Source organism: Streptomyces sp. NPDC003247 (assembly GCF_042888135.1).
Taxonomy (GTDB): domain Bacteria; phylum Actinomycetota; class Actinomycetes; order Streptomycetales; family Streptomycetaceae; genus Streptomyces.
This window is the reverse complement of the sequence record NZ_JBIAPF010000011.1, coordinates 154,588-177,778: the sequence shown is the minus strand read 5'-3', so window position 1 is coordinate 177,778 and position 23,191 is coordinate 154,588. Positions and strand designations below refer to the sequence as shown.

Here is a 23,191-nt window from a genome sequence, read left to right as displayed (position 1 = left end):
CCCGACACCCGGCCGACCGGCCGAGGAGGGACCCACCGGCCGGCACCCGGCCAACCGGCCAGGGCTGCCAGTCGGCGCAGGACCGTGGTTAGGAGTGCCCCAGTTCGGCCGATTCCTCGTCCGCCGCCGCCGGTACCGAGCCGGAGTCCGGTGCCGGGCGCAGGGGGAACGGGTCCACCCGTGTCTCGTCGATCACCGGCGCGGGCGGCTGCGGGGGTTTCGGCATGACGGCGGCCTCGGAGTGGCCCCCGCAGCCGTACGCCAGCGAGACGACGCGGCCGTCCGCCGGGGAGAACTCGTTGGCGCAGACGCCGAAGGCCTGCCCGAGGGAGCCTCCGATGGGCGTGAGGAAACCGCAGCTGACACAGGACGCGGGGGCGGCCTGCGCCATGGGGGTCTTGGCCCCGAAGGCCTCGTCCCAGCGGTCCGCGGCGGTGTGCAGCCCGTAGCGCGACAGCACCCGGGCGCGGCGCATGCCGAGCTCCTCCGCGACCGCCGCGACCGACCCGCGCGACGGCGCCGTCGGAAGCTTCGCCGGCGGGCCCGCCGTGACCTCCGCGTCCTCCGCCTCCACCAGGTCCGCCATCTGCGGGGAGACGGCGGAGTTGGGCGGCGGCGCGTCCTCGCCGCTGTACCCGGGCTCCAGACGCAGGTCCTCCGCGTCCGTCGGCAGCAGGTCGCCGGGGCCCATGTCGCCGGGGCGCAGCCGCTCGCTCCACGGCACCCACTCCGGCGCCAGCACCGCGTCCGGGCCGGGCAGCAGCACCACCTCGTCCAGCGTCACGATCTTCGCGCGGGACGCCCGCGCGACCGTCACCGCCCAGCGCCAGCCCCGGTACCCGAGCTCCCGGCAGTCGAAGAAGTGCGTCACCACGCGGTCGCCCTCGGAGAGCACACCGACGTGCTCCCCGACCACGCCGGGCGCGGCGGCCTCCTCTGCCGCGGCGCGGGCGAGGTCGACGGCCTCGGCGCACAGGCGGTCGGGGGTGCGGCTTCGCGTGGTCGCTGCGCTCACAGGTATCGCTTCTCTCCTACGCCGTCTCCAGGGTGCGGATTGCCTCCGGCGGTGGAGCGGACGGAGCGGACCTCGGGACCGCGTCGACGTCTGCGTCCGATCGCGCTCGGGCGCACCTGTGCCATCCATTGTGCGGGATGGCTGAGATACGCACGCTACCTGTTCGCGCGCTCCCAGCCCACACCGACGGTGCTTCCACCGTGCTCCGCGCCCCTGTTTCCCGGTGCGCAACGGCCCGGCGCCCCTGGCCGGCGGGCCGGACGGCACACGGCCATACGCGCGGTAACCGCACTACACACGTCCATCTCGGGGCACTATGACGGGGTGGCAACCGCGAGGACACCCCGGGGAGCCACCGGTACAGGTGGGACGAAGGGGAACAAAGGGGGGAGCCGGGTGAGCGGTCCGGGCCGGATGAGCGGGTCCGTCCGCGCGGTCGGCCGCGCCCTGCACCTGCCGTTCACCGGCACCGCCCGCGGCATCCGCAAGGCCACCCACGCGCACGGCGCCGGTGAGTCCGGCCTCGGCAAGCTGATCGAACTGCACGGCGTGAACGGCGCCGGCGACGTGATGATCACCGTCGCCCTCGCCTCCACGGTCTTCTTCTCGGTCCCCACCAACGAGGCCCGGGGCCGCGTCGCCCTGTACCTGGCGATCACGATGGCGCCGTTCACGGTCCTGGCCCCGGTGATCGGCCCGCTCCTGGACCGGCTGCCGCACGGCCGCCGGGCGGCGATGGCGGGCGCGATGGCCGCCCGCGCCCTGCTCGCCCTCGTCCTGTCCGGCGCGGTCGTCACCGGCAGCCTGGAGATGTACCCGGCCGCCCTCGGCGTGCTGGTCGCGTCGAAGGCGTACGGCGTGGTCAGGAGCGCCGTGGTGCCCCGGCTGCTGCCGCCCCGGTTCTCCCTGGTGAAGGCGAACTCCCGGGTGACGCTCGGCGGCCTGCTGGCCACCGGCATCGCCGCGCCCGCGGCCGCCGGCCTCCAGCTCCTCGGCCCCCGCTACCCGCTCTACGGCGCCTTCGTGATCTTCGTCGCGGGGACGTTCCTGTCGTTCTCCCTGCCCCGGAAGGTCGACTCGGCGAAGGGCGAGGACACCGCGCTGCTCGCCGCGGACGAGCAGCACCTGCACGGCCCCCACCGCCGGCCGGTGAAGCGTCCGGGGCTCAGGACGGTCGGCATCGCCGTGACGCACGCCCTGGGGGCGAACGCCGCCCTGCGCTGGCTGTCGGGGTTCCTGACCTTCTTCCTGGCGTTCCTGCTGCGCGAGCACCCGCTGACGGGGCAGAGCGCGGCGGTGTCGCTGGGCATGGTGGCGGTCGCGGCGGGCACGGGCAACGCGCTGGGTACGGCGGTGGGGGCGTGGCTGCGGTCCCGGGCGCCGGAGCTGATCATCGTGACGGTGGTGGCGGTCGTCCTGGGAGCGGTGGTCACGGCGGCCGTGTTCTTCGGGGCGTTCCTGGTGGCGTGCCTGGCGGCGGTCGCCGGTTTCTCGCAGGCGCTGTCCAAGCTGTCCCTGGACGCGCTGATCCAGCGGGACGTGCCGGAGCCGGTGCGGACATCGGCGTTCGCGCGCTCGGAGACGCTGCTCCAGATGTCGTGGGTGTTCGGCGGCGCGGTGGGCATCGCGATGCCGCTGAACGGCGCGCTGGGCCTGTCGGTGGCGGCGGCCGTCGTGGCGGCCGGCTGGCTGACGACCGTCCGCGGCCTGCTCGGCTCGGCCCGGCACGGCGGCACCCCGCGGACGGACCTGGCCTGATCCCTGCGGGGGTGGGACGTCCGGGGCGCACGGGGCCCGTGGGGCGCGACACCCGGCCACGCCGCCCCCACGTAGAGAGACCGCCCGAGGTGCCCGATAACCTTCGGCCATGACCACGCTGCCCCGCGGCGAAGCCGCTGATGTTCACCGCGCCGTACGACGCCGCCGCGCCGTCGCCGCCGCCGGCGCCGTTTCCGCCGGACTGCTCGTCCTGTCGGCCTGTGACAAGCCGACGCCGCTGTCCACGATCACCGTCGGCCAGTCCTCGGTCAGCGAGGAGGCCACCTGCGGCGGCGAGGGCAAGGCCCTTCAGCCCGCCGCGCTGACGAAGTGCCTGGCGGACAAGGGCATCGCGTCGATCAGCGTCGACCCGGACGAGACCGTCCGCTTCGGCGTCGACCCCGACGTCGCCGAGAAGCGCTGGACGATCCTGATGAACGGTCAGCCGCTCACCGAGGACAGCGACAAGACGTACCGCACGATCCCCGGCAGCGTGTTCTTCAACGCCCAGTACGGCGCCCAGGGCGACTCGACCCTGGTCTCCATCAAGGCGGGCGACGGCAAGAAGGACAGCCAGACGGTCACCGGCCTGTGGTCCTTCAAGCTCGAGAAGGACGACTGACCACGTCCGCCCCCGTGACCGGCCCGCGTGTCCTCGTGGCCACCGCGGTCCCGGCGGAGCGGGACGCGGTGGCACGGGCGTTCGGGGAGGGACCCGGCCGCACGGAACACCGTCCCGGCGTCACCCTGCACCGCGTGGGCGACGGCCACGACCTCCTCGCCGCCGGTGTCGGGCCCGCCCTGGCCGCCGCGTCCGTCTCCGCCGCGCTGACCGCCGCCGCCCTCGACGGCACGCCGTACGGTCTCGTGGTCTCGGCGGGGATCGCCGGCGGCTTCCCGCCCGACGCGCCGGTCGGTTCCCTGGTCCTCGCCGACCTGATCACCGCCGCCGACCTGGGCGCGGAGACCGCCGACGGCTTCCTGCCGGTCACCGAGCTGGGCTTCGGCACGGTCACCCACCATCCGCCCCGGTCCCTGGTCCGCGCGGCCGCGGCCGCGACCGGAGCCCGCACCGGCGTGATCCTGACCGTCTCGACGGTCACCGGCACCGCCGACCGGGCCGCCGCCCTGCGCGCCCGCCACCCGCGGGCCCTCGCCGAGGCGATGGAGGGCTTCGGCGTCGCCGAGGCGGCCGCCGCGCACGGCACCGCCGTCCTGGAGATCCGCGCGGTCTCCAACCCCGTCGGCCCCCGCGACCGCGCGGCCTGGCGCATCGCCGACGCGCTGGACGCGCTCACCGCGGCCTTCGGGAAGCTCGCACCCGTCCTGGAGAGTTGGCACCGGCATGACCACTGAGCAGCAGCTGCGCATCGCGTACTCGCCCTGCCCCAACGACACCTTCGTCTTCGACGCCCTCGCCCACGGCCGCGTCCCGGACGCGCCCGCGCTGGACGTGACGTTCGCGGACATCGACGTCACCAACGGCATGGCGGAGCGCGGCGAGCACGACGTGCTGAAGGTGTCGTACGCCGTGCTGCCGTACGTCCTCGACCGGTACGCGCTGCTGCCGTGCGGGGGCGCGCTGGGGCGGGGCTGCGGGCCGCTGGTGCTGACCCGGGAGGCGGGGGCCGACCTGACCGGCCGGACGGTCGCCGTGCCCAGCGAGAGGTCGACGGCGTACCTGCTGTTCCGCCTCTGGGCGGCGGACACCGTGCCCGGCGGGGTGGGCGAGATCGTCGTGATGCCGTTCCACGAGATCATGCCGGCCGTACGGGACGGGAAGGTGGACGCGGGGCTTGTGATCCACGAGGCGCGCTTCACGTACCGCAGCTACGGGCTGCACAAGCTCGCCGACATGGGCGAGCACTGGGAGTCCACGACCGGCCTGCCCATTCCGCTCGGCGCGATCATCGCCAGGCGGTCGCTGGGCGCCGCCGCCCTGACCGGGCTGGCCGACGCGATCCGCGCCTCCGTACGCGCCGCCTGGGACGCCCCCGAGGTCTCCCGCCCGTACGTCATGGAGCACGCCCAGGAGATGGACCCGTCCGTCGCCGACCAGCACATCGGGCTGTACGTCAACGCGTTCACGGCGGACCTCGGCGAGGACGGCTACGCGGCCGTGCGCGGGCTGCTCGCGCGGGCGGCGGCCGAGGGGCTGGTGCCGCCCCTCGGCCCGGAGGCGCTCGCGTTCCCCTGAGCCGGGTGCGTCGGGGCGGGCCCTACACGTCCAGCCCTACACGTCCAGCCCTACACGTCCAGCTGGTCGGCGACCGCGCGCAGCAGTCCGGCGATCTTCTTGCCGGAGGCCTTCTCGGGGTAGCGGCCCTTCTCCAGCATCGGGGTGATGTTCTCGAGGAGGGTCGTCAGGTCCTGGACGATGGAGGCCAGTTCGTCCGGTTTCTTGCGCTGCGCGGCGGCGACCGACGGGGTCGGGTCGAGGAGGACGACGGAGAGGGCCTGGTCGCCGCGCTGTCCGGCCACGACGCCGAACTCCACGCGCTGTCCCGGCTTCAGGGTCTCGACTCCGGCGGGGAGGACCGAGGAATGGACGAAGACGTCACCGCCGTCGTCGCGGGAGAGGAAGCCGAAGCCCTTCTCGCTGTTGAACCACTTGACCTTGCCGGTAGGCACGTCTGTCCTCGTCCTCGTACTCGTCGGAAAACTGCTTCGGAAAACGGCTCTTGATAGCACTACAGCGGGTCGACCATGACCCGCCGGTACCAAGGCTAATGGTCTTCGAGCCGGTGACAAGACGTCGCCCGGTCGTTCCCTCGCGCTGGGAACTACCCTGGTCGGGTGCGTGACAAAACCCAAACGAATTCCACCGCGCCCGGTGACCGACTGATCCGTGCCGGTGCCATCGTCTTCTTCATCGGTGCCGTGGCCACTCTCGTCACCGTGGCCCCGCTGTTCTTCGGCACGACGCCTTTTCCGACGTACATGTTCGGATTGAGCATGCTCATGGGCGTCGGGTTCCTCGTCGCGGGAGCGGGTGTCCTTCAGTCCGTCGCGGCCGGACGCCGGCAGGCCCGGACGACCGGACGGTGACGACGGCGGCCGCGGCGGCCGCCGCCCTGCCCGCAGACGTGACCGCAGCCATGACCGCCGCCATGACCGCCGCCGTGGCCGGCTAGCGCTGCGCGAGGTGGCCGGTGAGCCAGTCCGGGAACGCCGTCAGGTCCGGCAGGACGACGTCGGCGCCGGCGCCGGCCAGGTCCTCCGCGCCGCACGGGCCGGTCGCCACGGACACCGCGAGCGCGCCCGCGGCACGGGCGCCCCGGACGTCGCCGACGTGGTCGCCCACGTAGACGCCGGCGCCGTGCTCGCGCAGCGCCGCCGCCTTCTGCTCGGCCCACAGGTCGCCCACGACCGCGTCGGCGTCGATGCCCAGGTGCTCCAGGTGGAGCTTGGCGTTCGGCTCCCACTTCGCGGTCACCACGACCACCCGTCCGCCGGCCGCGTGCACGGCCTCCACCGCCTCCCGGGCGCCCGCCATCGCGAGGGTGGGGATGATCGCGTAGGACGGGTACAGCTCACGGTAGAGGCCGGCCACGTCCGCGATCCGCTCCGCCGGGAACCAGTGCGCGAGCTCCTCCGCCAGCGGCGGCCCGAGGCGCGTGACCGCCAGGTCGGCGTCGATGTGCACGCCCGTCCGTTCGGCCAGCGCCGTGTAGGTGGCGTGGATGCCCGGACGGGAGTCGATCAGGGTCATGTCGAGGTCGAAACCGACGGTCGGCGCGGGGGAACCGGAGGAAGCCATATGGGTCATTCTGCCGGTCCGCCCCGTGGCCTCCGGCCCTTCCGGGACGGGACGTCTCATTTCTGGCGTTTCATTTCCGGCGTTGTGAGCGCCACAGCAGGAACAGGGCCGACGCCACGGCCGCGCCCCGGATCACCCAGGGCAGGGTGGCGTCGACGGCGTCGTTCATCCCGCCTTCGGCTATGGGGTCGCCCCAGCGGCCCGCGCTGCGTCCCCACAGCCAGGTGAAGCCGGCCACGACCGCCAGGCCCGGCAGGACCATCACCGCCCACTTGGTCTCCAGATCGGTCAGCCGGCGGGAGACGTAGGCGATGAGCCAGCCCACGGCCATCACGCGCCAGTCGCCGATGAGCGCGCCGACGGCGAGGCAGGCCGCGGCGCCGAGGAGGAGGGGGTTGCTCCAGCCGGCGGCGGCCCGCAGCGGGGGCAGGGGCAGGAACCGGCGACGCCGGACGGGAGTCCCCCCGGCCTCCCCGGCCTCCCCCGCCCCGCCCTTCTTCCCCGCCTCGCCCGTCTTCCCCGCGTCCTTCGCCGCCCCGGCTCCCGCCGGGGCCTGCGCGTCCCCTGCCGGCGACGGGGGCTTCAGCATGGCCGGGATCTCGATGCCGCCGACGAAGCCGGGCACCGAGTCGTCCAGCCCGAACAGGCCGTCGCTCCGCCGCCACCAGTCCGGGCCCTCCACCCCGTCGCCGAGTCCGTGCGCACCGGCCGGGTGCGGCGGCGACGGCACGTCCGGGGCCGCGGGCCTCTCCCCCTCGGACCGCTGCCGGGGAAACGCCACCGCCCACCAGCTCTTCGCCCCCTTGGGCCGCTCCTCCCCGCGGTCCCGCTGCACGGGCACGGAGGACGCGGGCGGCGCCTGAGGTGCCGACGGCGCGGGCGGCGCGGGCGGCGCCGTCGGCTCCGGGCGGTCGCCGGCCGCGGCCTCGACGATCTCGTCCGGAGTGCCGAGGCGGTCCAGGATCCGGCGGACGGCGGCGGGACTGTCGACGGGCGCCCTGGCCCGCCGGCGGTCGATCTCGTTCCGCAGATCCGACACGAGCCGCATCCGCGTGGCCGACGACAACTGCCGCTGCTGCGCCACGTCCCCGACCCGGCTCAGATACTCGTAGACGACCTGGTCGCTCTCGATCCCCACGGGAGGACGCTACCGCGCGGACCGCCGGGCGCACGTCACCTCGACCCCGGGAGGCGACCCGCTACCGTGGGTGGGATGAGCACCGAGGACCCTCCGGCCCCGCGGTCCCTCGCGGAGGCGCTCCGCGCCCGGGACGACGACTCCCTGGCCGCGCTCCTGCGCCGTCGCCCCGACCTCATCACCCCGGTCCCCACCGACCTCACCCAGCTCGCCACCCGCGCCGGGACCCGCGCCTCCGTCGTGCGCGCGCTGGAGCGGCTGGACCGGTTCGCGCTCCAGACGGCGGAGGCGCTGGCCGTGGCCGGGGACCCGGCGGCCTACGGCGAACTGCTGGGGCTCATGGCCGGGGACACGGCCGACGAGACCGTCGCCCGCGCGCTCCCCGGCGCCGTGGCCGCCCTCCGCGAGCAGGCCCTCGTCTGGGGCGACGACGACCGGCTGCGCCTGGTCCGCACCGCCCGCGAACTGCTGGCGCCGTCCCCGCAGCACCCCTCCCCCACGGGGCTCGGCCCGTCCGTGCGGGAGGCCACCGCGGGCATGTCGCCGGGCCGCGTCCAGGCGATCGTGTCGGCGGTCGGGCTGCCGTCGACCCATGACTCCGTGTCCGCGGTCACCGCGCTGACCGGCCTGTTCACGGACCGTACGCAGCTGGGCGCGCTGCTCGGCCGGGCGCCGGCCGACTCCCTCGACGTCCTGGACCGGCTGGTGTGGGGACCGCCGTACGGCCAGGTCACCGCCGACCCCGCGCCCCGGCTGCGCTGGCTGCTCGACCGGGGTCTGCTGCTGCCGACCGCGCCCGGCACCGTGGTGCTGCCCCGCGAGGTCGCGCTGCACCTGCGGGCGGGCCGCGCGCACCGGGCGCCCGAGCCGCTGCCGCCGGCCGTCGAGCCGGCCGTCACCCACCGCCCACAGGATGTGGACGCGACGGCGGCGGGCCAGGCGTACACGGCGCTGGCGACCGTCGAGGAGCTGCTGAAGGAGTGGGACGAGGGCGGGCCCGCGGTGCTGCGGGCGGGCGGGCTCAGCGTCCGCGACCTGAAGCGGACCGCCGTCGCGCTGGACGTCGCCGAGCCCGTGGCCGCGTTCTGGGTGGAACTGGCGTACGCGGCGGGGCTGCTCGCCTCCGACGGGGAGGCCGACGAGCGGTACGCGGCGACCCCGGCGTACGACGAGTGGCGGGAGCGTCCGGCGGCGGAGCGGTGGGCGGGGCTCGCCGGAGCGTGGCTGGCGGCGACCCGGACGGCGGGGCTGGTGGGCGGCCGGGACGCGAAGGACCGGGCGCTGTCGGCGCTGGGTCCGGGACTGGACCGCTCGGCCGCGCCGGAGGTGCGCCACCGGGTGCTGACGCTGCTGGCGGGGCTGCCGGAGGGCGGCGCGCCGGACGCGGAGGCGGTGCTCGGCCGGCTGCGCTGGGAGCGGCCGCTGCGCGGCCCGCAGGGCACGGCGGGCGAGGACGACCTGCGGTCCCGGCTCGGCCGGTGGACGCTGGCGGAGGCCGAACTGCTGGGCGTCACCGGCCGGGGCGCGCTGTCGGCGCACGGCCGCGCCCTGCTGGGGGCGTCACCGGCCGGGGTCCCGGGCCCTGACCGCCCGGCCGTGCCCGCCGAGCCCACCCCGGTCGCCCCGGCCCCGCGCCCCCCGGCCCCGCTGTCCCCTCCCGAGCAGGCCGTCGCCGTCGCGGCCGCCGCCCGCCTCCTCGCCCCGCTGCTGCCCGAACCGCTGGACCACGTCCTGCTCCAGGCGGACCTCACCGCGGTGGCCCCCGGCCCGCTGCGGCGCCCGCTCGCCGACGTGCTGGGCGTCCTCGCGAACGTCGAGTCGAAGGGCGGCGCGACCGTCTACCGGTTCACTCCGGCCTCCGTACGCCGTGCCCTGGACGCCGGCCGGACCGCCTCCGACCTGCACGCCTTCCTGGCCGAGCACTCCCGTACGCCGGTGCCGCAGCCGCTGGCCTACCTGATCGACGACGTGGCCCGCAGACACGGCCACCTGCGGGTGGGCGCGGCCTCCGCGTACGTCCGCTGCGACGACGACGCCCTGCTGAACGAGATCCTCGCCGACAAGCGCTCCGCCGGTCTGCGCCTGCGCCGCCTCGCGCCGACCGTGCTGGCCGCCCAGGCCGACCCGGCGGCCCTCCTCGACGGGCTGCGGGCGATGGGCTTCGCGCCCGCCGCCGAGTCCGCCGAGGGCGACGTCCTGATCGCCCGGGCGCACGCCCACCGCACCCCGCCGCGCACGGCGCCCGAGCCGGTCCCCGACGGGCCGCCCGTCCCGGACGCCACGCTCCTCACGGCGGCGATCCGCGCGGTCCGGGCGGGCGACCTGGCCTCCACCGCCCCCCGCAAGCCGACCGACACCGCCCCGCTCGCCCCCGGCGAACTCCCCCGCACCAGCTCCGCCGAGACCCTCGCCACCGTGCAGGCCGCCGTCCTGACCGGCGAGGCCCTGTGGATCGGCTACGTCAACGCCGAGGGCGGCGCCAGCCAGCGCGTCATCGCCCCGGTCCGGGTGGAGGGCGGCTTCGTCACGGCGTACGACCACACGGCGGACGAGGTGCGGACGTACCCGCTGCACCGGATCACGGGGGTGGCGGAGCTGGCCGACGAGTGAGCGCGACGGACGACCGGCCGCGGCGAATGTCCGACCGCGGCGGACGACCGGCCGCGGCCGACGGCCGACCATGGCCGACGGCCGACCGCTTTCCCCTCGGGTGAGGCACACTGGACGTTTGGCCGTGCGGAAGGGATGTGCGTACGTGAACGGACCGCTGATCGTCCAGTCGGACAAGACCCTGCTCCTGGAGGTCGACCACGAGCGGGCCGACGACTGCCGCCGCGCCATCGCGCCGTTCGCCGAGCTGGAGCGGGCGCCGGAGCACATCCACACCTACCGGGTGACCCCGCTCGGCCTGTGGAACGCGCGCGCCGCCGGGCACGACGCCGAGCAGGTCGTGGACGCGCTGGTGCAGTACAGCCGCTACCCGGTGCCGCACGCGCTGCTGGTCGACATCGCCGAGACGATGGACCGCTACGGCCGGCTGACCCTGTCCAAGCACCCCGCGCACGGCCTGGTCCTGACGTCCACCGACCGGCCCGTCCTGGAGGAGGTCCTGCGGTCCAAGCGGATCGCCCCGCTCGTCGGCGCCCGCATCGACCCGGACACGGTCGCCGTGCACCCCTCCGAGCGCGGCCAGATCAAGCAGACGCTGCTGAAGCTGGGCTGGCCGGCCGAGGACCTCGCCGGGTACGTCGACGGCGAGGCGCACCCGATCGAGCTGGCCGAGGACGGGTGGGCGCTGCGGCCGTACCAGAAGCAGGCCGTGGAGAACTTCTGGCACGGCGGGTCCGGTGTCGTCGTGCTGCCCTGCGGCGCGGGCAAGACGCTGGTCGGCGCCGGGTCGATGGCGCAGGCGAAGTCCACGACGCTGATCCTCGTCACGAACACCGTCTCCGCCCGGCAGTGGAAGCACGAGCTGGTGAAGCGGACCTCGCTGACCGAGGACGAGATCGGCGAGTACAGCGGGACGAGGAAGGAGATCCGGCCGGTCACGATCGCCACGTACCAGGTGCTGACGACCCGGCGGAAGGGCGTCTACCCGCACCTGGAGCTGTTCGACTCCCGCGACTGGGGCCTGATCGTCTACGACGAGGTCCACCTGCTGCCCGCGCCGGTCTTCAAGTTCACGGCGGACCTCCAGGCGCGGCGGCGGCTCGGTCTGACCGCCACCCTCGTGCGGGAGGACGGCCGTGAGTCGGACGTGTTCTCGCTGATCGGCCCGAAGCGGTTCGACGCGCCGTGGAAGGAGATCGAGGCGCAGGGGTACATCGCGCCCGCGGACTGCGTCGAGGTGCGGGTCAACCTCACGGACTCCGAGCGGCTGGCGTACGCGACGGCCGAGACGGAGGAGAAGTACCGCTTCTGCGCGACGACCGCGACGAAGCGGAAGGTGACCGAGGCGATCGTGCGGCGGTTCGCCGGGCAGCAGATCCTCGTCATCGGCCAGTACATCGACCAGCTCGACGAACTGGGCGAGCACCTGAACGCCCCGGTCATCAAGGGCGAGACCTCCAACGCCCAGCGGGAGAAGCTCTTCGACGCCTTCCGCGAGGGCGAGATCAGCGTGCTGGTGGTGTCGAAGGTCGCGAACTTCTCGATCGACCTGCCGGAGGCGACGGTCGCCATCCAGGTGTCGGGCACCTTCGGCTCCCGCCAGGAGGAGGCCCAGCGCCTGGGCCGCGTCCTGCGTCCCAAGGCGGACGGCCACCAGGCCCACTTCTACTCGGTGGTCGCCCGCGACACCATCGACCAGGACTTCGCGGCCCACCGCCAGCGGTTCCTGGCGGAGCAGGGGTACGCGTACCGGATCGTGGACGCGGACGAACTGCTGGCGGACGGGGGCTGAGCGGGGGCGGGCGGGCCGACGGGCGTCACCTGTGGCGGACGCCCGCCTCCTCCCCGTACTCGCCGAGGACGACGACGTCGAAGGCGGCGCCGGCGAAGACCCTCAGCGCGCGGAGGGCGTCGCCGAGGAGGTGGCGGTGGCCGCCGCCGGAGAGGGGGGTCGCCCCGGACGGGCGACCGGGGGCCGGGCCGGGGCCGGGGGCCGGGTGGATGGTCGCTGCACTCATGTCTCCATGGTGGAACCGCGGGACGGGAAAGCCACCCCGGGACGGGAACCGTCGCGGGGCCGGAAATCCGTTGGCTTCCCTCCGCCCCCTCACCTAGACTCCCCTCTCTTGCCCGCCTCCCTCATGGAGTGCCGCCGCCCGGACGGAAACCGGACGGCATCCCGCAGCGCCCTTCCCCGCAGGTCCCTCCGGAGGCACCCCCTTGTCCACGCCCGCCCACGGCTCCCCCGGCGATCCCCTCGCCCGTGAGCGCTCCCACCTGAGCGCCTCCCGGTCCGCGCTGCGCGCCATGCGCGAGGACGTCGAGGCCCTCGACATCAGCGACGTCACCGCGAACTGGGTCAACGCCCAGATCCTGGAGCGCCAGATCCAGGAGCGCGTCAAGGCGCTGGCCGACCTCAGCGACACCCCGCTGTTCTTCGGCCGGCTCGACTACCTGCACGCTCCCGGAGCCGACCGGGCCGAGGGCGCGGAGGGCGAACGCTTCTACATCGGGCGCCGGCACGTGCACGACGCGGACGGCGACCCGATGGTCATCGACTGGCGGGCGCCGGTGTCGCAGCCGTTCTACCGGGCGTCCAGGAAGGACCCCCTGGACGTCGCGCTGCGCCGCCGCTTCGGGTACACGGGCGGCGACCTCACCGCGTACGAGGACGAGCGCCTCTCGGACCCGGCCGAGGAGGCGACCACCAGCAAGCTGCTCCAGCGGGAGATCGAGCGGCCGCGCGTCGGCCCGATGCGCGACATCGTGGCGACCATCCAGCCCGAGCAGGACGAGATCGTGCGCTCCGGCCTCTCCGGCTCGGTCTGCGTCCAGGGCGGCCCCGGCACCGGCAAGACGGCCGTCGGCCTGCACCGCGTCGCGTACCTGCTCTACGCCCACCGCGAGCGCCTCGCCCGCACCGGGACGCTGGTCGTCGGACCGAACCGGTCCTTCCTGCACTACATCGAACAGGTGCTGCCCGCGCTCGGCGAGCTGACGGTGCGCCAGGCCACGGTCGACGACCTGGTGGCGCACGTGGAGGTGCGGGGCGCGGACGAGGCGGCCGCCGCCGTCGTCAAGGGCGACGCCCGGATGGCGCAGGTGCTCCGCCGGGCCGTGTACGCGCACGTCACGCCGCCCACGGAGCCGGTCGTGGTGGTGCGCGGCTCCCGCCGCTGGCGCGTCCCGGCGTACGAACTGGCGGACATCGTCCGGGAGTTGCTCGACCGGGACATCCGCTACGGCGCCGCGCGCGACGCCCTGCCGCAGCGGATCGCGCACGCCGTGCTGGTCCAGATGGAGCGGGCCGGGGAGGCCCCGGACGACCGGGTGCAGGACGCCGTCGCCCGCAACGGCGCGGTGAAGGCCGCGGTGAAGGCGGTGTGGCCGGCCGTGGACCCGGCGAAGCTGGTGCTGCGCCTGCTCACGGACGCGGACTTCCTCGCCGCGCACGCCGAGGGGATCCTCACCGAGGACGAGCGCAAGACGATCCTGTGGGCGCGGCCGGTGCGGTTGGTGAAGTCCGCGCGGTGGTCGGCAGCGGACGCGGTGCTGATCGACGAGGCGGCGGACCTGGTGGAGCGCACGCACTCGCTGGGGCACGTGGTGCTGGACGAGGCGCAGGACCTGTCCCCCATGCAGTACCGGGCCGTCGGCCGCCGCTGCTCCACCGGCAGCGCGACCGTCCTCGGCGACCTGGCGCAGGGCACCACGCCGTGGGCGACCCGCAGTTGGACGGAGGCGCTGGCGCACCTCGGCAAGCCGGAGGCGGCGGTGGAGGAGCTGACGGCCGGTTTCCGCGTCCCCACGGACGTCATCGCCTACGCCTCCCGCCTGCTCCCGCACATCGCACCGGGCCTCACCCCGGTCGCGTCGGTCCGCGAGAACCCGGGCTCCTTCGAGGTGCGCCCGGTCCGGGACACCGCCGACACCGTCGCCGCCTGCGAGGAGTCGCTGCGCAACGAGGGCTCCACGGGCCTGATCGCCGCCGACGCCCGCGTCCCGGCCCTGGCCGAGGCCCTCACGGCGGCCGGGGTGCCGTACCTCGCGCCCGGTGAGGAGACCACCGCCGAGACCCGCCTGACCCTGGTCCCGGCCTCCCTGGCCAAGGGACTGGAGTACGACTACGTGGTCCTCGACGAGCCCCGTGCCGTGGTGGACGGCGAACCGGACGAGCGCACCGGCCTGCGCCGCCTGTACGTCTCCCTGACCCGAGCGGTCTCGGGCCTGATCGTCACCCACACGGCACCACTGCCGGCGCAGCTGGGCTAGAGACCAGGGCAGGCCTCACCCAGCCCCGGTCAGTCCCCGTTCAGTCCCCGTCCAGTGCCCCGCGCCACCGCGCCACGGACTCCGCCGACACCGGCCCGCTCCAGCCCCGTGGGCGGGCCGCGCCGCCGATGTGGAAGGCGTCGAGGCCGGCGGCGCGCAGCCGTGGCACATGGTCCAGGCGCAGGCCGCCGCCGACCAGGAGGCGCTGCTCGTAGCCCGGTTCCCCGCCGCGCCGGGCCTCGGTGAGCAGGGTGGGGAGGCCGTCGTCCACCCCGGCGGCGGAGCCGGCCGTGAGGTAGGCGTCGAGTCCGGGGAGCTCGGCGAGCTGCTTGCGCAGGGCGTCCCGGTCGGCGGCGTGGTCGATCGCCCGGTGGAACGTCCACCGGCAGCCGTCCAGCTCCCCGGCCAGGCACTCCACGGCGTCCAGGTCGACCCCGCCCTGCGGGTCGAGGAACCCCAGGACGAACTCCTCGGCCCCGGCGTCCCGCAGCTCCCGCGCGGCCCGGACCAGCCGCCGCCGGTCCCCGGCGGCGAACCCGTCGGTCAATCGCAGCATCACGCGCAGGTCGACGTCGACGGCGGCACGGATCGCGGCGAAGGTCGCCACGGGCGGGGTGAGACCGTCGGCGGCCATGTCGGTGACCAGCTCGAGGCGGTCCGCGCCTCCGGCCCGGGCGGCGACCGCGTCCTCGACGTCGAGGGCGATCACCTCCAGGACTGCACGCTTGCTCATGGGACCCCATTCGTCAGTCGGACGTCCGCCGTGGCCGGACGTCCGTCGTGGTCGTACACAGGTCGTGGTCGTACACAGGTCGTGGTCGTACACAGGTCGTGGTCGTACGCCGGTCGTGGTCGTACGCCGGTCGTAGTCATCCATCGGCGGCTCTACAGGTCTAGTCCAATTTAAGCCTACGCCCGCTCCCGGCCGCGCGAGAATGGCCCCATGGCCGATCCCGACGCCCTCCGCGCCCGCTTCGCCCGAGCCCTGGAAGCGGCCCGCGCCCCCGTCACCGCCCCGGACCCCGCCCCCTACGCCGACGCCCTCCTCGCCCGGTGGGCGGAGCCGCAGCGCCGCTACCACACCCTCACCCACCTCACCGCGGTCCTGGACCACGTCGACACCCTGGCCGGATACGCCGACGACCCGGACGTCGTCCGGCTGGCCGCCTGGTTCCACGACGCGGTCTACCTGCCCGACCGCTCCGAGAACGAGGAGCGCTCGGCGCGGCTGGCCGAACGCGCCCTGCCCGAGGCCGGCCTGTCCGACGCCAGGACCGCGCGGGTCGCCCGGCTGGTCCGGCTCACCGCCGGCCACGACCCGGCCGACGACGACCGCGACGGGCAGGTGCTGTGCGACGCCGACCTGGCGGTCCTGGCCGCGCCGCCGTCGGCGTACGCCGCGTACACGGCCGCCGTCCGCGAGGAGTACCACTTCGTCCCGAACGACGCCTTCCGCGAGGGCCGGGCGGCGATCCTGCGCCGGCTCCTGGACCTGCCCCGTCTGTTCCGCACCCCGCACGGCGCGGGCGCGTGGGAGGCGACGGCGCGCTACAACCTGCGCGGGGAGCTGGACCTGCTGACCCGCTGACCGGGACGGGCGGTGACGCGCGCGCCGCGCACGGACGGCCGACGCGGGCCGGACGGTCTACGCGAATGTGCTGCCCGGGCGGCCTCGACCTGGCGTAGGCGGGGCCCAACCTCGGGCTTTCCCCCTCCGCGCTCCCCCGCCCGCTTCCGATAATGCCGTACGGCCGCGCCGCCGCGCGCGGACCGCGTACGCCGGGGGAAGCGGGGGAGCGTCATGAGCGACAACGGCCCGTCCACGCCACCGGACCCGCCCGGCCCCCCGCTGCCGGACCCCGACCCCCACCGGCTGGCCCGGCGGAGCGTGCGCTGGACGATCATCGGCGTGGTGATCAGCACGGTCCTCGCCGTGATCGGCCTGTACATCGACGCGGAGCGGTCCGACGGCGCCGACTCGGGGGGTACGACGAGCAGCGGCGGCCGGACCGGCTCGGGCGGCACCGTCTCCGGCGGGGACACGGACTCCGGTGGCGACTCGGGCTCCGGCGGAGACACCGACCCGAGCGACAGCCCCAGCCCCGTCGACGTCACCGACGGCGGCACGTCGGACGCGGGCGGCGCCTCCGACGCCGGCGGCACCTCGGACTCGGGCGGCACGTCCGACTCCGGGAGCACCTCCGGGGACGGCGGCTCGGACGGCGGCTCGGACGGCCTCACCGACGCCGAGCACGCCCTGCGCGACTCGCTCAACAGCGACCAGTGGTCGCGCGACAGCTGCACGCGCGCCCTCTGGCCGGGCTCGGACGCCGCCCTGTTCTGCACGGTGACCACCACGGACGAGACCGGCGCCGCGCTCACCGGGAAGGCCAGCGTCGTGACGTACGCGACGAAGAGCGCCCGGGACGCCGTCTTCCAGCAGTACGCCTCCCGGGTGCAGATGGGCGACTGCGAGACGCAGACCAACGTGTACGGCAGCTGGTCGGAGAACGACAGTCCCGACGAGGCCGCGGGCGACGTGGTCTGCTACCTGGCGACCTCCGGGCAGTACGTCTTCCTGTGCAGCTACTACGACCGTCCCGCCCTCGTCCAGGTCACCGGCCCCGACCAGGGGAGCCTCGTCGCCTGGTGGCACACGATGGACCGGGTGTTCACCGGCTGACGCCGCCGGCCCGCCCCTTCCCCTTGCGCCGCCGCAGACCCGCCCGGGTCAGCAGCCGCACCACCTCGCGGCTGCCGACCTCCACCGCGCCCGCCGCCACCGCGTCGGCGTACCGGTGCGAGGGCAGGTCGTAGTGGTCGCGTTCGAAGGCCCGCCGCGGGACACCCAACCGCTCGGCGAAGGCGTGCAGTTCGTCGAAGGAGACGTCGCTGACGAGGTGGGACCACAGGCGTCCGTGCCCCGGCCAGGTCGGCGGGTCGATGTAGAGCGTCACCGGCGCCTCACGAGGACGCCCGCCCGCCGGTCGCCGAGCCCAGCGCGCCCACCGCCGCGACCCGCACGCCCGCCTTGTGGCACACCCACTGCGGATCGGGCCCGAGTTCGGGCTCCACGTCCAGGGCGTGCGGATCGCCGGAGCCGCACACCGGGCACAGCGGCCAGCGCCCGTACCGCTCCAGCAGCGCGTCCTGCACGTCCTGCGCGACCAGCCCCGCGACGAACTCCACGCCGTCCGGCCACTGCCCGACCCACCACCGCCGCTGCGCGACGGAGTCCTCGACCAGGGAGACCACGTCCGCCGCCGCCACCTCGCCCGCGGCCAGGTCGGCGAGCACGAGGGCGCGCGCCGCGTGCAGGGCCTGCTCCAGGGGGCTGACGGGGGTGGGGGACGGCGTCCCGGACGGCGCGTCGGAGGAGGCGCCGGAGGGCACGTCGGCGGGGGTACCGGAGGGCGTGTCGGAGGGCAGGTCGGCGGGTGTGCCGGAGGGCGTGTCGGAGGGGTCCATGTCCCCATTGTGCGCACTCTTGACCGCCGCACCGAGCTGAAAATACGTTTCGGAGGTGACGCAGGACGTGAAGGACGTTTTCGGCGGCGCCCCGGCCTCCGCGCTGGCCTCGAAGATCCGTACGCTCGCCCCGTCCCTGACGCGCTCCATGCAGCGCGTCGCCGAGGCCGTCGCGCGCGACCCGGCGGGCTGCGCCGCGCTGACGGTCACCGGCCTCGCCGAGCGCACCGGCACCAGCGAGGCCACCGTCGTGCGCACCGCCCGCCTGCTCGGCTACCCCGGCTACCGCGACCTGCGGCTGGCCCTCGCCGGTCTCGCGGCGCACCAGCAGTCCGGGCGGGCGCCCGTCATCGCCACGGACATCGCCGTCGACGACCCCCTCGCCGACGTCGTCGCCAAACTCGCCCACGACGAGCGGCAGACCCTCGCCGACACCGCCGCCGGCCTGGACACCGTCCAGCTCGGCGCGGTGGCCGACGCGGTGGCCGCCGCCCGCCGCACCGACGTCTACGGCGTCGGCGCGTCCGGGCTGGTCGCCCAGGACCTCGTGCAGAAGCTGCTGCGGATCGGGCTGGTGGCCCACGCCCACGGCGATCCGCACCTCGCCGTCACCGGCGCCGTGCAACTGCGGGCGGGGGACGTCGCCGTCGCCGTCACGCACTCCGGGTCGACCGGGGACGTCGTCGAACCGCTGCGGGTGGCGTTCGAGCGGGGGGCGACGACCGTCGCGATCACCGGGCGGCCGGGCGGGGCGGTCGCGCAGTACGCGGACCACGTGCTGACGACGTCCACCGCGCGGGAGAGCGAGCTGCGGCCCGCGGCGATGTCGTCGCGCACGGGACAGCTGCTGGTGGTGGACTGTCTGTTCGTGGGAGTGGCCCAGCGGACCTACGACACGGCGGCGCCCTCGCTGGCCGCGAGCTACGAGGCGTTGGCCCACCGGCACCGGTGAGCCACCGGCACCGGTGAGCCACCGGCACCCGTGAGCCGTGGACCGTAGGAGTGACCGTCCGGGGCGTCAGCGGGCCCGTCACGGCCTGTCGCGCGGTTCCCCCCGCCCCTCGCGGGGCACGCTGCACCACTCCCTGATCACCCCGCACCGCACCGCACCGGAGAGAACCTCTTCCCATGACCTCCGCCTCCCGCCCTCACGGCCTCCGCGACCAGCTCGACTCCCTCACCACCGAGGCCTTCCGCCCGGACCTCGCCGAGATCGACCGGCTGCCCACCCTGGAGATCGCCCGGCTGATGAACGGCGAGGACGCCGCCGTACCCGCCGCCGTCGCGCGCCAGTTGCCGGCCGTCGCCGCCGCCGTCGACGCGATCGCCGCGCGCATGGCCCGCGGCGGACGGCTCGTCCACGCCGGCGCCGGCACCGCCGGCCGGCTGGGGGTGCTGGACGCCTCCGAGTGCCCGCCCACCTTCAACACGGCCCCCGGCCAGGTCGTCGGGCTGATCGCGGGCGGCCCGCGGGCGATGGTCACCTCGGTCGAGGGCGCCGAGGACTCCCGGGAACTGGCGGAGGCCGACCTGGCCGCGCTCGCGCTGACCGCCGACGACACGGTGGTCGCCGTCTCCGCGTCCGGGCGGACGCCGTACGCGCTCGGCGCCGTGGCGTACGCCCGCTCGCGCGGCGCCCTGACCGTCGGGCTGGCCTGCAACGCGGGCAGCGCGCTGGCGGCGGCCGCCGAGCACGGCATCGAGGTGGTCGTCGGACCGGAGCTGCTCACCGGGTCCACCCGGCTGAAGGCGGGCACGGCCCAGAAGCTGGTGCTGAACATGCTGTCGACGATCACGATGATCCGGCTGGGCAAGACGTACGGGAACCTGATGGTCGACGTCCGCGCCTCCAACGAGAAGCTGCGCGCCCGTTCGCGGCGGATCGTCGCCCTGGCGACGGGCGCGGGCGACGACGAGATCGAGCGGGCCCTCGCGGCGACCGGCGGCGAGGTGAAGCCCGCGATCCTGGTCCTGCTCGCGGGGGTGGACGGGCCGGCGGCCGCCCGCCTTCTGGAGGAGTCCGGCGGTCATCTGCGTGCCGCGCTCGCCGGGGCACGGCCCTGAGCCGCACCCTCGGGGAGTGCCCAACGATCCCCTTGCCACGGCCGCCGCGCTCCTCCCCCTGGTCGGCGGCCCCGCGAACGTCACGTCCGTCGCCCACTGCATGACCCGGCTGCGACTGGGCCTGGCCGATCCGTCCCGCGCGGACGAGGAGGCGCTGCGGGCACTGCCCGGAGTGCTCGGCCTGGTCGTGGCCGACGGCACGTACCAGGTGGTGCTCGGGCCGGGGGTGGTGACGCGGGTGACGGCCGCGTTCGAGGAGCTGGTGGCACGGCCGACGACGGAGGAACCGGCGGCGCTGGGAGGGCGGTCGGCCGCGGAGGAAGCGGCGGCACCGGGAGGGCGGCCGACGGCGGAGGAAGCGGCGGCGCCGGGAAGGCCGTCGGCCGCGGAGGAAACGGCGGCGCCGGGAAGGCCGTCGGCCGCGGAGGAACTGGCCGCGCGGGGTGCGGCGTTGAAGGAGGAACGGCGGCGGCGCAACGCCACGCCCGTCAAGACGGCGCTGCGCCGCGTCGCCGCCGTCTTCGTGCCGCTCATCCCCGCCCTCATCGGCTGCGGGATCCTGGCGGGTGTCAACGGGCTGCTGCTGAACGCCGGCCTGCTGCCGTGGCTGACACCCGCGCTGGCCGCCGTCGCCTCCGGCTTCATGGCGCTGATCGCCGTGTTCGTCGGCCACAACACGGCGAAGGAGTTCGGCGGCACGCCGGTGCTCGGCGGCGCGGTCGCGGCGATCGTCGTGTATCCGGGGGTCGCCAAGGTCAGCGTGGCCGGGGTGACGCTCGCCCCCGGCCAGGGCGGGGTCCTGGGCGCGCTGGCGGCCGCGCTGCTCGCGGCGTACGTGGAGCGGTGGTGCCGGGGGCGGTTCCCGGACGCCCTGGACGTACTGCTGACCCCCACCCTCACGGTCCTGGTCGCGGGCCTCGCCACGCTCTACGGCCTGATGTACGCGGCCGGCGCGGTCTCCTCGGCCGTCGGCACGGCCGCGACCTGGCTGCTGGCGACGACGGGCGCGTTCGCCGGGTTCGTCCTCGGCGGCCTGTTCCTGCCGCTGGTGATGCTCGGCCTGCACCAGGCGCTCATCCCGCTGCACACCACCCTGATCGAGCAGCAGGGGTACACCGTGCTGCTGCCGGTCCTGGCGATGGCGGGCGCGGGCCAGGTCGGCGCGTCCCTCGCGGTGTACGTCCGCCTGCGCCACGACACGTCCCTGCGCACGACGATCAGGTCGGCGCTCCCGGCGGGCCTGCTGGGCGTGGGCGAGCCCCTGATCTACGGCGTCTCGCTCCCGCTGGGCCGCCCCTTCCTCACGGCGTGCGCGGGCGGGGCGGCCGGCGGGGCCTTCGTCGGGTTCTTCGCGATGCTCGGCGACCGGGTCGGCGCGACGGCCATCGGCCCGTCCGGCTGGGCCCTGTTCCCCCTGCTGGCCGGGAACCGGGGCTGGGGGACACTGCTCGGCATCTACGCGGGCGGGCTGCTGACGGGGTACGCGGTCGGCTTCGCCGCGACGTACGTCTTCGGCGTCACCGACCGCGTGCCGACCGGGTCCGGTGGCCCGACACCTTCGCGATCCAGGTGATGAAGTCGCCCGGGTCCTGGTCGGCGCCGTGGCCGCCGTCCCAGTAGTAGAGGGTGTTCACGTCGTCGCCGAGGTTCTCCAGGCGGGTGGCCAGGTTGGCGACGACCGACAGCGAGGTGTCGCTGTCCTTGGTGCCGACGCGGATCCACCAGTGCCGGGCGCGGTACGGGTTCACCTTGTCCACGAGGTGGTACATCGGGTTCATCAGCCGCAGCTTCTCGGGGAGGTCGGCGTCCAGCCGGGCGCCGGGCCCCTGTTCGTGGCGGAGGCTGTGGAGGGTGAAGTGGCGGGCCCGGGTGGTGCCGGTGCCGTAGAGGTTGTTCTCGGGGCTGCTCAGGTCGAAGGCGTCGAACGACGGCGCGTTCTTCTTGCGGGCGCCCACGTGGGTGAGGAAGCCGGCCCAGGTGAAGGAGGCCTTCCCGGCGGACCAGGTGAGGAAGGGGTGCGCCGCGAGGTAGTCGGCGCGGGCGGTGTCCGTCAGGCCCGTGAGGAACGCGGTGGCCGAGGGCTGGAGGTACCGCTCGACGAGGTAGCCGTCGAGGTTGCGGACGGTGAGGGCGCCGTAGCCCTTGCCGCGCAGCCCGAGGGAGGCGAGGTAGCCGGTGTACTCGGCCGCGAGCTCCTTCGACAGCGTCTGGTCGACGAGCGCCCCGGAGGCCAGCGGGTTGGCGCCCCAGTTCCACTCGTAGGCGGCGTCGGCGTGCTCCAGGTCGGTGATCGGGCACCAGTCGCCGCTGGCGAAGATCGCGTCGGAGGCGTCGGCCGCGCCGATCTCCTCCAGGTAGGGGGCGTAGAGCGGGCTGTCGCCGGAGGCGCCGAGCAGCGCGGACAGCGCGCCGCCCGCGCTGACGCCGGACGAGACGATCCGCTCGACGTCACCGGGCACGCGGCCCTTGTTGTACTTCAGGTACCGCACGGCCGCCTTGAGGTCGACGATCGCGGCGGGGGCGGTGCCGTAGTAGACGCCGTCGGCGTCGACGAGGGTCCGGCCGCGCGCGCCCGGCTCGACGACGACGTACCCGGCGGCGAGCGCGAGCCCCTGCCGGCTGGTGCCGCCGCCCATCCCGGAGGCCATGATCCCGGTGTTGTCCGCCACGCTCGACGGCATGTAGCCGCCGACCGAGTTGGCGAGGAGGATCGGCGCGTCGGAGGCGTCGACGGCGGTGCCGTCGACGGCGACCGGCACGCTGACGTTGAGGGACTGGTAGGCGGCGTTCACCGGCCGGGCCACGTAGCTCGCGACCTTGTGGAACCGGTAGGTCACGCTGTGGGTGGTGCCGGTGGTGTCCTTGATGGCGATGGTCTGCTCGGTGTAGGCGGCCGGGTCGAAGACCAGGGAAGCATCGGCGGCGGCCGCGCCCGTCGCGGCCGTCACGCCCGTCCCGCCCGTCGTATCGCCCGTCCCGCCGGTCGTGTCGCCTCCGCTCGCCGCTCGCGCGTCGGTGGCGAACCCGAGGGCGGGGGCGACCCCGGCGGCGGTGAGACCCATGACCACGGTTCTGCGCTTCACTCGCTTCACTTCCGTCTCTCGAT

The 23,191-nt window shown here is 75.0% G+C and carries 22 protein-coding genes; 13 read left to right on the top strand and 9 right to left on the bottom strand.

Features of this window, described 5'->3' with window-relative positions:
* Positions 1-88 precede the first annotated feature (88 nt).
* Entirely contained in the window at positions 89-1,015 is a 927-nt protein-coding gene (locus ACFYWQ_RS32465; protein ID WP_389521394.1) for a DUF3027 domain-containing protein, read from the bottom strand.
* 324 nt (positions 1,016-1,339) lie between these two features.
* On the opposite strand from ACFYWQ_RS32465, the gene ACFYWQ_RS32460 reads away from it, so the two are divergent.
* The 4 genes from ACFYWQ_RS32460 (at position 1,340) to ACFYWQ_RS32445 (ending at position 4,970) form a co-directional block, all read left to right on the top strand.
* Entirely contained in the window at positions 1,340-2,773 is a 1,434-nt protein-coding gene (locus ACFYWQ_RS32460) for an MFS transporter (RefSeq protein WP_389521392.1), read from the top strand.
* A gap of 109 nt (positions 2,774-2,882) precedes the next feature.
* Complete coding sequence (locus tag ACFYWQ_RS32455) at positions 2,883-3,395, top strand: DUF2771 domain-containing protein (RefSeq protein WP_389521390.1); 513 nt, start codon at positions 2,883-2,885, stop codon at positions 3,393-3,395.
* A 14-nt stretch (positions 3,396-3,409) separates the two neighbouring features.
* On the top strand, positions 3,410-4,129 hold the full coding sequence (locus ACFYWQ_RS32450; protein ID WP_389521389.1) for a futalosine hydrolase: 720 nt from the start codon (positions 3,410-3,412) through the stop codon (positions 4,127-4,129).
* On the top strand, positions 4,119-4,970 hold the full coding sequence (locus ACFYWQ_RS32445) for a 1,4-dihydroxy-6-naphthoate synthase (protein ID WP_389521387.1): 852 nt from the start codon (positions 4,119-4,121) through the stop codon (positions 4,968-4,970). The genes ACFYWQ_RS32450 and ACFYWQ_RS32445 overlap by 11 nt, the downstream gene beginning before the upstream one ends.
* 50 nt (positions 4,971-5,020) lie before the next feature.
* On the opposite strand, the gene ACFYWQ_RS32440 is transcribed toward ACFYWQ_RS32445, so the two are convergent.
* A complete protein-coding gene (locus ACFYWQ_RS32440; RefSeq protein ID WP_385069837.1) occupies positions 5,021-5,404 on the bottom strand; it encodes a cold-shock protein in 384 nt (127 codons plus the stop codon).
* A 165-nt stretch (positions 5,405-5,569) separates the two neighbouring features.
* On the opposite strand from ACFYWQ_RS32440, the gene ACFYWQ_RS32435 reads away from it, so the two are divergent.
* Positions 5,570-5,821 carry a hypothetical protein gene (locus ACFYWQ_RS32435; protein ID WP_389521386.1) on the top strand — a complete coding sequence of 84 codons (252 nt, stop codon included), beginning with the start codon at positions 5,570-5,572 and terminating at the stop codon, positions 5,819-5,821.
* An 82-nt stretch (positions 5,822-5,903) separates the two neighbouring features.
* Here ACFYWQ_RS32435 and ACFYWQ_RS32430 read toward each other — a convergent pair whose 3' ends face one another.
* Positions 5,904-6,533, bottom strand: coding sequence for an HAD family hydrolase (locus ACFYWQ_RS32430; protein ID WP_389521384.1), 630 nt, complete (start codon positions 6,531-6,533; stop codon positions 5,904-5,906).
* Positions 6,534-6,603: 70 nt separating this feature from the next.
* On the bottom strand, positions 6,604-7,671 hold the full coding sequence (locus ACFYWQ_RS32425) for a hypothetical protein (RefSeq protein WP_389521382.1): 1,068 nt from the start codon (positions 7,669-7,671) through the stop codon (positions 6,604-6,606).
* Between the two features lie 75 nt (positions 7,672-7,746).
* On the opposite strand from ACFYWQ_RS32425, the gene ACFYWQ_RS32420 reads away from it, so the two are divergent.
* Both ACFYWQ_RS32420 and ACFYWQ_RS32415 read left to right on the top strand, forming a co-directional pair.
* Positions 7,747-10,281, top strand: coding sequence for a helicase-associated domain-containing protein (locus ACFYWQ_RS32420; RefSeq protein ID WP_389521381.1), 2,535 nt, complete (start codon positions 7,747-7,749; stop codon positions 10,279-10,281).
* A gap of 145 nt (positions 10,282-10,426) precedes the next feature.
* Entirely contained in the window at positions 10,427-12,073 is a 1,647-nt protein-coding gene (locus ACFYWQ_RS32415) for a DNA repair helicase XPB (protein ID WP_389521379.1), read from the top strand.
* Between the two features lie 25 nt (positions 12,074-12,098).
* On the opposite strand, the gene ACFYWQ_RS32410 is transcribed toward ACFYWQ_RS32415, so the two are convergent.
* Positions 12,099-12,299 carry a hypothetical protein gene (locus ACFYWQ_RS32410; RefSeq protein ID WP_389521378.1) on the bottom strand — a complete coding sequence of 67 codons (201 nt, stop codon included), beginning with the start codon at positions 12,297-12,299 and terminating at the stop codon, positions 12,099-12,101.
* A gap of 202 nt (positions 12,300-12,501) precedes the next feature.
* Here ACFYWQ_RS32410 and ACFYWQ_RS32405 point away from each other — a divergent pair, with 202 nt between their 5' ends.
* The gene (locus ACFYWQ_RS32405; protein ID WP_389521376.1) at positions 12,502-14,553 is read left to right on the top strand and encodes a HelD family protein; all 2,052 of its coding nucleotides are present in this window, start codon (positions 12,502-12,504) and stop codon (positions 14,551-14,553) included.
* A gap of 40 nt (positions 14,554-14,593) precedes the next feature.
* Here the strand turns inward: ACFYWQ_RS32405 and ACFYWQ_RS32400 are convergent, their stop codons facing one another.
* Positions 14,594-15,286: a copper homeostasis protein CutC gene (locus ACFYWQ_RS32400; protein ID WP_389521374.1), complete on the bottom strand. Its 693-nt coding sequence runs from the start codon at positions 15,284-15,286 to the stop codon at positions 14,594-14,596.
* A gap of 210 nt (positions 15,287-15,496) precedes the next feature.
* Here ACFYWQ_RS32400 and ACFYWQ_RS32395 point away from each other — a divergent pair, with 210 nt between their 5' ends.
* Together ACFYWQ_RS32395 and ACFYWQ_RS32390 are read left to right on the top strand one after the other, a co-directional pair.
* On the top strand, positions 15,497-16,141 hold the full coding sequence (locus ACFYWQ_RS32395; RefSeq protein ID WP_389521372.1) for a hypothetical protein: 645 nt from the start codon (positions 15,497-15,499) through the stop codon (positions 16,139-16,141).
* A 213-nt stretch (positions 16,142-16,354) separates the two neighbouring features.
* Complete coding sequence (locus ACFYWQ_RS32390; RefSeq protein WP_389521370.1) at positions 16,355-17,236, top strand: hypothetical protein; 882 nt, start codon at positions 16,355-16,357, stop codon at positions 17,234-17,236.
* Here ACFYWQ_RS32390 and ACFYWQ_RS32385 read toward each other — a convergent pair.
* Together ACFYWQ_RS32385 and ACFYWQ_RS32380 are read right to left on the bottom strand one after the other, a co-directional pair.
* A complete protein-coding gene (locus tag ACFYWQ_RS32385) occupies positions 17,226-17,510 on the bottom strand; it encodes a DUF4031 domain-containing protein (RefSeq protein ID WP_389521368.1) in 285 nt (94 codons plus the stop codon). The two genes, ACFYWQ_RS32390 and ACFYWQ_RS32385, sit on opposite strands and share 11 nt — an antisense overlap.
* Positions 17,511-17,517: 7 nt before the next feature.
* The gene (locus ACFYWQ_RS32380; protein ID WP_389521617.1) at positions 17,518-17,946 is read right to left on the bottom strand and encodes a hypothetical protein; all 429 of its coding nucleotides are present in this window, start codon (positions 17,944-17,946) and stop codon (positions 17,518-17,520) included.
* Between the two features lie 130 nt (positions 17,947-18,076).
* On the opposite strand from ACFYWQ_RS32380, the gene ACFYWQ_RS32375 reads away from it, so the two are divergent.
* The 3 genes from ACFYWQ_RS32375 (at position 18,077) to ACFYWQ_RS32365 (ending at position 21,658) form a co-directional block, all read left to right on the top strand.
* The gene (locus tag ACFYWQ_RS32375) at positions 18,077-18,973 is read left to right on the top strand and encodes a MurR/RpiR family transcriptional regulator (protein WP_389521366.1); all 897 of its coding nucleotides are present in this window, start codon (positions 18,077-18,079) and stop codon (positions 18,971-18,973) included.
* Positions 18,974-19,149: 176 nt separating this feature from the next.
* The gene (gene murQ, locus ACFYWQ_RS32370; protein ID WP_389521364.1) at positions 19,150-20,085 is read left to right on the top strand and encodes an N-acetylmuramic acid 6-phosphate etherase; all 936 of its coding nucleotides are present in this window, start codon (positions 19,150-19,152) and stop codon (positions 20,083-20,085) included.
* 16 nt (positions 20,086-20,101) lie between these two features.
* Positions 20,102-21,658: a PTS transporter subunit EIIC gene (locus ACFYWQ_RS32365; protein ID WP_389521362.1), complete on the top strand. Its 1,557-nt coding sequence runs from the start codon at positions 20,102-20,104 to the stop codon at positions 21,656-21,658.
* Here the strand turns inward: ACFYWQ_RS32365 and ACFYWQ_RS32360 are convergent.
* Positions 21,603-23,168 (bottom strand): subtype B tannase, encoded by a 1,566-nt coding sequence (locus ACFYWQ_RS32360; protein WP_389521360.1) that lies wholly within the window; start codon positions 23,166-23,168, stop codon positions 21,603-21,605. The two genes, ACFYWQ_RS32365 and ACFYWQ_RS32360, sit on opposite strands and share 56 nt — an antisense overlap.
* Between the last annotated feature and the right edge of the window lie 23 nt (positions 23,169-23,191).

Coding starts and splice junctions, on each gene's coding strand:
- ACFYWQ_RS32455 (WP_389521390.1), top strand. CDS start 2,883: ATGACCACGCTGCCCCGCGGCGAAGCCGCTGATGTTCACCGCGCCGTA.
- ACFYWQ_RS32445 (WP_389521387.1), top strand. CDS start 4,119: ATGACCACTGAGCAGCAGCTGCGCATCGCGTACTCGCCCTGCCCCAAC.
- ACFYWQ_RS32430 (WP_389521384.1), bottom strand. CDS start 6,533: ATGGCTTCCTCCGGTTCCCCCGCGCCGACCGTCGGTTTCGACCTCGAC.
- ACFYWQ_RS32420 (WP_389521381.1), top strand. CDS start 7,747: ATGAGCACCGAGGACCCTCCGGCCCCGCGGTCCCTCGCGGAGGCGCTC.
- ACFYWQ_RS32410 (WP_389521378.1), bottom strand. CDS start 12,299: ATGAGTGCAGCGACCATCCACCCGGCCCCCGGCCCCGGCCCGGCCCCC.
- ACFYWQ_RS32400 (WP_389521374.1), bottom strand. CDS start 15,286: ATGAGCAAGCGTGCAGTCCTGGAGGTGATCGCCCTCGACGTCGAGGAC.
- ACFYWQ_RS32395 (WP_389521372.1), top strand. CDS start 15,497: ATGGCCGATCCCGACGCCCTCCGCGCCCGCTTCGCCCGAGCCCTGGAA.
- ACFYWQ_RS32390 (WP_389521370.1), top strand. CDS start 16,355: ATGAGCGACAACGGCCCGTCCACGCCACCGGACCCGCCCGGCCCCCCG.
- murQ (WP_389521364.1), top strand. CDS start 19,150: ATGACCTCCGCCTCCCGCCCTCACGGCCTCCGCGACCAGCTCGACTCC.